This is a genomic window from Streptomyces sp. P5F9 (assembly GCF_057961495.1).
Genome location: NZ_JBXVPZ010000497.1, coordinates 1 through 6,765, shown reverse-complemented (window position 1 = coordinate 6,765; position 6,765 = coordinate 1). Strand labels below are relative to the sequence as shown.

The following is a 6,765-nucleotide window of genomic DNA, read 5'->3' as shown; positions in this document are numbered from 1 at the left end:
TCTCCGCACAACGGCAGGACTTCTCCGCACAACGGCAGGGCGACAACAGCAGGGCGAGGAGATAGATGAGCGCGACGTTCGGTGGCCGGACCGGTCGGCAGGGCAAACTCTCCTCGTGGCTGCGCGGACGCCGCCCGCAGGAGGCCCCCGACGACGGCAGCGGACGCGAGGCGCTGCTGCTGGCCGCCGCCGAGGCCGGGCTGCCGATCGCCCCCGCCGCGCACCCCGCCCCGGGCTACCGATGTTCGTGCGACCGCGTGGGCTGCCCCACACCGGCCCGGCACCCGGTGTCGTTCGCCTGGCAGACGCAGTCCACGACCGACCGCGCCCAGATCGAGCGCTGGGCCCGCCACCAGCCGCAGGCCAACTTCATCACCGCGACCGGCATGGTCAACGACGTCCTGGACGTACCCCTCGAAGCGGGCCGCGAGGCGCTGGAGCGGCTGCTCGCCGCCGGTGTCGAGGTCGGCCCGGTCGCCGCGAGCGACGACGGACGGCTGCTCTTCTTCACCCTCACCCGCGGCACCCCCGAGGACGAGGACGAGTGGTGGCCGTGCGAACTGGACTGCCACCCCGAGACGATGGACGAACACCCCGGCCTGCGCTGGCACTGCCGCGGCTCCTACGTCCTCGTCCCCCCGGCCCAACTCCCCGGCGAGAACCAGTCCGTTCACTGGGTACGCGGCCCCGAGCATCCCCTGCCCGACCCGCTGACCCTCCTCGAAACCCTCACGGACGCCTGCGCCCGCCACGCGGGCGCGGAACCGGACCACGCGAACTCGGCCTGGCCGCTGGGCCGTTGACCTCCTGAGGTCAGCCGCCCTGCGCGGAGGTCAGCCCCTCGATCCGCCCCAGCACCGACACCTTCCCGCCCCGCTTCGGGTCCAACGCCACCTCGTTCGAGATGAGTTGAAGGGTGAGGGACTGCTCCACCTCACCCGTCGTCAGCGCCTGCACGTCCTTGTTCTGGGCCGGCACCGACGTGCCCTCCGCCGCGGTCTCCTTCTGGAAGTACCGCGTGGTGAAGAACACCAGCGCCCCGCCGTCCGCCGTACGCAGTGCCAGCGGCGCGTAGTCACCGCTCGTCAGCGGCTCGTCGAGGAACTGGACGGCCAGACCGGGCTTGGTGGCCTTCTCCCGGTCCGCACGCCAAGCACTGGTGTGCGTCCCGTCCGCGAAGTCCGACCCGCCGCTCTTCAGATAGGTCGCATAGCTCTGGCTCAACTCGCCCGGCGCGACGGCCAGTTCGGTCGAGTTCGCCGGTACGGCCTCCGCCCAGCCGTCCTTGTCGGTCTTGAACTTCGGTACGGCACTGGGCGCGAGCAGCGTCAGATACGCCACCTGCCACGGCTCGGAGAGGTCGTTGCGGGTGAAGACCAGCAACCACCGAGCCCCGCCACCCTTGTTGGCGGCGGTGTCGGCCACGAACCAGCGCGGCCAGCCGGCCTTCTTCGGGATGGTGAACTTCGCGTCCGTCAGCTCCAGCGGCGAGTAGTTCGCGTTCCCGGACGGCGAGTTGGTGTGCCCCGCCTTCAGCCGCGCCGCGTCGATGTCAGCGAGCGCGCCGGTGACATGAGCGGCGTCCAGGGAACTGTCGTACGCCTTGTCGGCCGCGTTGTACGCGGTCGTGAACTGCTGGAGCGCCGTGGCGGCCTCGGCGCGGGTGGTGGCGGGAAGGACCTCCCGCTCGCCGTGGACCACCACGCAACCGCTCGCCGTCAGCGACAAAGCGGTCACCGAGGCCGCTATCAGTACGCGCCGGTCAAGCCTGCGGAGCCTTCGAGGGCTGCGATCCCTGCTCATCAGGTGTCTTCACCTTCCCCTTCCCGGAGGCGAACCCTACCGGGGCGAAGAACAGGGCGAGCGTGGGGACCAGGTACAGCAGCCACACCGTGATCTGCAGGACCGTCGGGTCCGGCTGGAAGTTGAAGACGCCCTTCAGGAGGGTGCCGTACCAGCTGTCCGGCGGGATCGTGTCGCTGATGTCGAAGGCCAGCTTCGTCAGCCCCGGGAGCCAGTCGGCCTCCTGCAAGTCGTGGAAGCCGTACGCCAGTACACCCGCCGCCACGACGACCAGCATCGCGCCGGTCCAGGTGAAGAACTTCGCGAGGTTGATCTTCAGCGCGCCCCGGTAGAACAGCCAGCCCAGGAACACCGCCGTGGCCAGACCCAGTCCTACGCCGACCAGCGGGCGCGGGGTGCCGTCGCTCGCCGCGTGCACCGACGCCCACACGAACAGGGCGGTCTCCAGGCCCTCGCGGCCGACGGCGAGGAACGCGGTGGCGACCAGCGCGCCCGTGCCCATCGCGAGGGCCGCGTCCAGCTTGCCGTGCAGTTCGGACTTCAGGTGCCGGGCGGTGCGCCGCATCCAGAACACCATCCACGTCACCAGCCCGACCGCGAGGATCGACAGGGACCCGCCGAGCGCCTCCTGCGCCTGGAACGTCATCTCCTGCGAGCCGAATTCGAGCGCGCACCCGAAGCCCATCGCGATGAGCACCGCGACGACGATGCCGATCCAGATCGGCTTCAGCGCGTCCCGCCGGTCGGTCTTGACGAGATAGGCGATCAGGATGCAGACGACGAGACTGGCTTCCAGGCCCTCGCGCAGACCGATCAGATAGTTCGAGAACACGGTCTACGACTCCTTCGCGTCCTTGGAGAACAGCGTGCTGCCCCACCAGTCGTCCTTGTCACGGACGCCCGGCGGGACGGCGAAGACCGCCGAACCCACGTGCTGGATGTACTCGTTGAGCGCGTCGGACGCGGACAGCTTGCGCTGGAGAGGGATGAATCCCTTGCGTACGTCGCGCTGGTAGGCCAGGAAGAACAGGCCCGCTTCGAGACGGCCGAGGCCGTCGGTGCCGTCGGTGAAGGAGTAGCCCCGTCGCAGGATCGTGACCCCGCTGTTGGAGTCGGGGTGCGCGAGCCGGACGTGCGCGTCGGGCTTCATCGCCTTCAGGAACGGCGCGTCGTGTTCCTTCGCCTTGCCGACGGGAGCGCCCTCGCCCTTGTCCCGCCCGAAGACGTCCTCCTGCTCCTGGAGTGAAGTCCGGTCCCAGGTCTCGATGTTCATCCGGATGCGCCGGGCGACGAGATACGAACCCCCGGTCATCCAGGCCGAGTTGGTGGCGTTGTCGCCCTCGCCGACCCACACGAACTTCTTCAGCCGGTCCGTCTCCGTCCCCGCGATGTTGCGGGTGCCGTCCTTGAACCCCATGAGATTGCGGGGGGTTTGAGCCCCCGGAGTCGTCGACGAGGTCTTCCCGAACCCGAGTTGGGACCAGCGGATGGCGACCTTGCCGAAGCCGATACGGGCCAGGTTGCGGATCGCGTGCACGGCGACCTGCGGATCGTCCGCACAGGCCTGCACACAAAGGTCGCCGCCCGTACGGGACTTGTCGAAGTTGTCGCCGGGGAACTGCGGCAGGTCGACCAGGGCATCAGGACGACTGTCCTTGAGCTCGAAGTGGTCGAAGAAGCCCGGCCCGAAGCCGATGGTGAGGGTCAGCCGCGAGGGTTTCAGCCCCAGTGCCTCACCGGTGTCGTCCGGCGGCGCCTCGGCGAGCCCGCCGTAGGCACCCTCGCCGACCGCGTGCCCACCGGTCATCCGGCGGGCGGCGGCCGTCCAGTCCTTCAGCATCCGCACGAACTCGGCGCGGTCGTCGGTCTTCACGTCGAACGCGGCGAAGTGCAGCCGGTCCTGCACAGGCGTGGCGATGCCGGCCTGGTTGGCGCCGTGGAAGGCGACCGCGGCACCGGTGTCGGCACCGGCCGGATCGACATCGTCGCCGACCCGGGTCATCGCCACCGCGCCACCGGCCGCGACGGCGCCGAGCGCGAGCCCGGCACCGCCCCAGCCGATGAGCGAACGACGGGAGGGGCTCTCGGATTTCGGGGTCTCGGTCATGGTGATCCCCTACTTCACGACGGCGGCGGCGAGCTTGGACAGCGGCTCCGCAAGGGCGTTGACCGCGTCCGACAGCTCCTTGCGCTGGTCCGCGGTGACCTTGTCGTACGACACGAAGCCGTCCGAGGTCGCGGTCGAGCGGTACTTGTCGAGCAGCGTGTTCAACGCGGCGAACTGCTTGTCCAGTTCGGTGGTGAGCGCCGCGTCGTTCTTCTGGGCGACCGGCTTCAGCAGCTCGTACGCCTTCTGCGCGCCCTCGACGTTGCCCTTGAAGTCGCTCAGGTCGGTGTGCGAGTAACGGTCCTCCTCGCCGGTGACCTTGCCGGTGGCGACCTCGTCGAGGAGTTCCTTGGCGCCGTTGGCCATGGAGGTCGGGGTGATCTCGGCCTTGCCGACGCGCTTCTGCCAGTCCTTCAGATCGGTGACCAACTCGGCGGCGAGGGCCTTCTGTTCGGCGCCGATCTTCTTGTCCTGCCACAGCGCCTTCTCCAGCGCGTGCCAGCCGGTCCACTTCTGGCCCTTCTCCAGGTCGTTGACGCGGGTGTCGGTCTTGGGGTCGATGTCCCCGAACGACTCGGCGATCGGCTCGGTGGCCTCCCAGCCGTAACGGGAGGGCGCGTAGGCGTTCTTGGCGGCGGTGAGGTCGCCCGCCTTGATGGCGTTCGCGAAGGTCTCCACCTTCGGGATCGTGGCGTCGGCCTGCTCCTGCGCGTACTCGCGGTAGGCGGCGACGGCCGCGTCCAGCTTCGGGTCACGCTTGGCGACCGAGCCCCCGGTGACGGTCAGATTCTGCCGCACACCGTGCCCCTTCATCCCCGGCCGGCAGGCGATCTCGTACGACCCCGCCTTCACCTCGGCGGTGAGCGTGTACTTGGTGCCAGGCCCGATGTTCTCCTTCTCGGAGACGATCCGGTCGTCCGGGAAGAGGATCTCGACCTCGGTCGCCTTCGAGCCGGTGTTCTCGATCTTCAGCGTGACCTGTCCGGCCGGGATCGACGTCGCCGAGGTCGTGCACTTGGAGTCGGCCGCGGTCACCTGGATCGCGTCGCCGTCCTTGGCGTCGCTCTTCGCGGTGCACGCCGTGACGGCGGTCAGTGCGGCCGCGGCGGCGACGGCGGTGGCGACGGGAAGTCGGACGGCACGCATGCAGGCTCCAAGCGGGAGTGTGTGGCGAGGCAGTGTGGTGAGGCTGCCCTAACTTACCTGAGGCTTACCTCAGTCATACCCGCCCGGGTGGGCATTCACTGCCCACAGAAAAATCACAGACACGGCTTGATCTCGGCGGCGGAAAACAAACGGCAAGTAATAGTCAAGGGAAGGTCAAGCGGGGCGTTTCGGTGTCACCAGGACCGCCCCCGTGCGCGGATGCGGGAACACCTCAACCGGCTGGTCATAGACGTCCGAAAGCAACGCCTGAGTGAACACGGCCCCCGGTGCCTTCGGCGGCTTCTACCAGACCGGCGCCGAACTGGACCCCCTCGACCTCTCGGTGACCCTCACGGCGGACGCGCGCTCCCCCCCCGGACGGCTTGTCGTCGACGCCCGGCACGGGCACGGGCTCGCCCGCAGCACCACCAACTCCGCTACGACGGGCTCGACTTCGGGCGCGGGCGTGGCGTTCGCGATGCGCAGGCGGCGTACGGAGGCGTAATCGGGTGTCGGGGGCAGTCATAGGTCCCCCAGACTGCTCCTCATGACCATGAAGAGGGGCCGCAGGGAACTGCTCGGGCCGGGCGGTCTCGTACTCGATGTGCGGGACCGTCCCGGCCCGCCTTCGTTGCGCTTCGAGACGGCGGAGGGCGGCCGGCTGCTGCTCCGCCAGGGCGGGCGCCCCCTGCTGTTGGGCCGGGAGGAAGAGGGCGGTTGTTCGCACGAGGGTCTCTTCGTGCACCGGCTCGAAGGTTTCCGCTCACCGTTGCCGCGGAGCCGGTCGGACCTGATGAGAAACCCCGGCAACTGGGTTCACCAGTACGCGAGTTGGCTGGAGGAGGCGAAGGGGGGCCCACTGCACGACGCACGCTGGTACCTCCGCGAGCGGCGCAAGTTCCCGGCGTACGTGTGGTGGGGCGACTTCATGCGCGACTGGCCCGCCTGCCACCTCGACTGGTGCGCGGGAGGCTGGGAGGGCGTCGTGCCCCTACGCCCGCTCTCGCCCGCGGACGCGCCACGGGTGAAGGCCTACCGCAAGCATGCTCAGGAGGACACGCTCGCCCCCGTCCTCCTGTGGCGGGTCACGCCGTTCGACGGCTGGGCACTCCTCGACGGCCACGACCGTGCCGTGGCGGCACTCGCGGAGGGCAGGACCCCGCCGTGCGTCCTCCTGTACCGCGCACCGGACGACGAGGACTGGCGCCGCACGGCAGACAAGCTGACCGAGGCGCACGAACAACGCATGCGCCAGTTCGCGGAGCACCCGCAGACCCCCGAGCGCCAACGGGCCGTCCTGGAAACGGCGTACGAGGACACGCTGTCCTCGCTGCCGTACGACGAGGCCCCGACCCTCACCTGGCCCCTCCCCGGCGGAGCCCTCACTTGGGATGACCTCGCCGCCCGCGCGGTGTTTGAATGCCCCCGTGACTGACTACGACGTACTGCGTGTCTTCTGCGGACCCAGCGGCGGATACGGCAACGAACTCGGCGTCGTCCGCGAGGGTTCCGTCATGCCGGACCCGGACGAGCGGCAGGTGTTCGCCGGGAAACTCGGCTTCAGCGAGACGGTGTTCGTCGACGACCCCGAGCGCGGAGTCATCGACATCTACACCCCGACCACCCGCCTGCCCTTCGCCGGCCACCCCTGCGTCGGCACGGCCTGGCTCCTGGACATACCCGAACTGATCACCCCCGCAGGCATCGTG

8 protein-coding genes and 1 pseudogene are annotated in these 6,765 nt (G+C 69.4%); 4 read left to right on the top strand and 5 right to left on the bottom strand.

Annotation, left to right across the window (positions count from 1 at the left end; all coding sequences use genetic code 11):
- Positions 1 to 65: 65 nt before the first annotated feature.
- A complete protein-coding gene (locus AC31A1_RS43640) occupies positions 66 to 803 on the top strand; it encodes a bifunctional DNA primase/polymerase (protein WP_489658627.1) in 738 nt (245 codons plus the stop codon).
- A gap of 10 nt (positions 804 to 813) precedes the next feature.
- Here the strand turns inward: AC31A1_RS43640 and AC31A1_RS43635 are convergent, their stop codons facing one another.
- From AC31A1_RS43635 to AC31A1_RS43615, 5 genes and pseudogenes are all read right to left on the bottom strand, one after another.
- Positions 814 to 1,803 (bottom strand): SCO2278 family lipoprotein, encoded by a 990-nt coding sequence (locus AC31A1_RS43635; RefSeq protein WP_489658626.1) that lies wholly within the window; start codon positions 1,801 to 1,803, stop codon positions 814 to 816.
- Positions 1,763 to 2,635, bottom strand: coding sequence for an iron uptake transporter permease EfeU (gene efeU, locus AC31A1_RS43630; protein ID WP_489658625.1), 873 nt, complete (start codon positions 2,633 to 2,635; stop codon positions 1,763 to 1,765). Before efeU ends, AC31A1_RS43635 begins: the two co-directional genes overlap by 41 nt.
- Positions 2,636 to 2,638: 3 nt before the next feature.
- Positions 2,639 to 3,910 carry an iron uptake transporter deferrochelatase/peroxidase subunit gene (efeB, locus tag AC31A1_RS43625; protein WP_489658624.1) on the bottom strand — a complete coding sequence of 424 codons (1,272 nt, stop codon included), beginning with the start codon at positions 3,908 to 3,910 and terminating at the stop codon, positions 2,639 to 2,641.
- A gap of 9 nt (positions 3,911 to 3,919) precedes the next feature.
- Entirely contained in the window at positions 3,920 to 5,056 is a 1,137-nt protein-coding gene (efeO, locus tag AC31A1_RS43620) for an iron uptake system protein EfeO (RefSeq protein WP_489658623.1), read from the bottom strand.
- Positions 5,057 to 5,230: 174 nt separating this feature from the next.
- Positions 5,231 to 5,344 (bottom strand): annotated as a pseudogene (locus tag AC31A1_RS43615) (hemin ABC transporter ATP-binding protein); the annotation flags it as partial.
- Between AC31A1_RS43615 and AC31A1_RS43610 the strand changes: the two are divergent.
- From AC31A1_RS43610 to AC31A1_RS43600, 3 genes are all read left to right on the top strand, one after another.
- The gene (locus AC31A1_RS43610; RefSeq protein WP_489658622.1) at positions 5,328 to 5,561 is read left to right on the top strand and encodes a hypothetical protein; all 234 of its coding nucleotides are present in this window, start codon (positions 5,328 to 5,330) and stop codon (positions 5,559 to 5,561) included. The pseudogene AC31A1_RS43615 and the gene AC31A1_RS43610 sit on opposite strands and share 17 nt — an antisense overlap.
- Before the next feature lie 42 nt (positions 5,562 to 5,603).
- The gene (locus tag AC31A1_RS43605) at positions 5,604 to 6,491 is read left to right on the top strand and encodes a hypothetical protein (RefSeq protein ID WP_489658621.1); all 888 of its coding nucleotides are present in this window, start codon (positions 5,604 to 5,606) and stop codon (positions 6,489 to 6,491) included.
- A partial coding sequence (locus AC31A1_RS43600; protein WP_489658620.1) for a PhzF family phenazine biosynthesis protein occupies positions 6,484 to 6,765 on the top strand: 282 nt, incomplete at its 3' end. The genes AC31A1_RS43605 and AC31A1_RS43600, both read left to right, overlap by 8 nt.

Bases quoted from the DNA above. Each gene is read 5' to 3' on its own strand.
- AC31A1_RS43640 (WP_489658627.1), top strand. From the start codon at position 66: ATGAGCGCGACGTTCGGTGGCCGGACCGGTCGGCAGGGCAAACTCTCC.
- AC31A1_RS43635 (WP_489658626.1), bottom strand. From the start codon at position 1,803: ATGAGCAGGGATCGCAGCCCTCGAAGGCTCCGCAGGCTTGACCGGCGC.
- efeB (WP_489658624.1), bottom strand. From the start codon at position 3,910: ATGACCGAGACCCCGAAATCCGAGAGCCCCTCCCGTCGTTCGCTCATC.
- efeO (WP_489658623.1), bottom strand. From the start codon at position 5,056: ATGCGTGCCGTCCGACTTCCCGTCGCCACCGCCGTCGCCGCCGCGGCC.
- AC31A1_RS43605 (WP_489658621.1), top strand. From the start codon at position 5,604: ATGACCATGAAGAGGGGCCGCAGGGAACTGCTCGGGCCGGGCGGTCTC.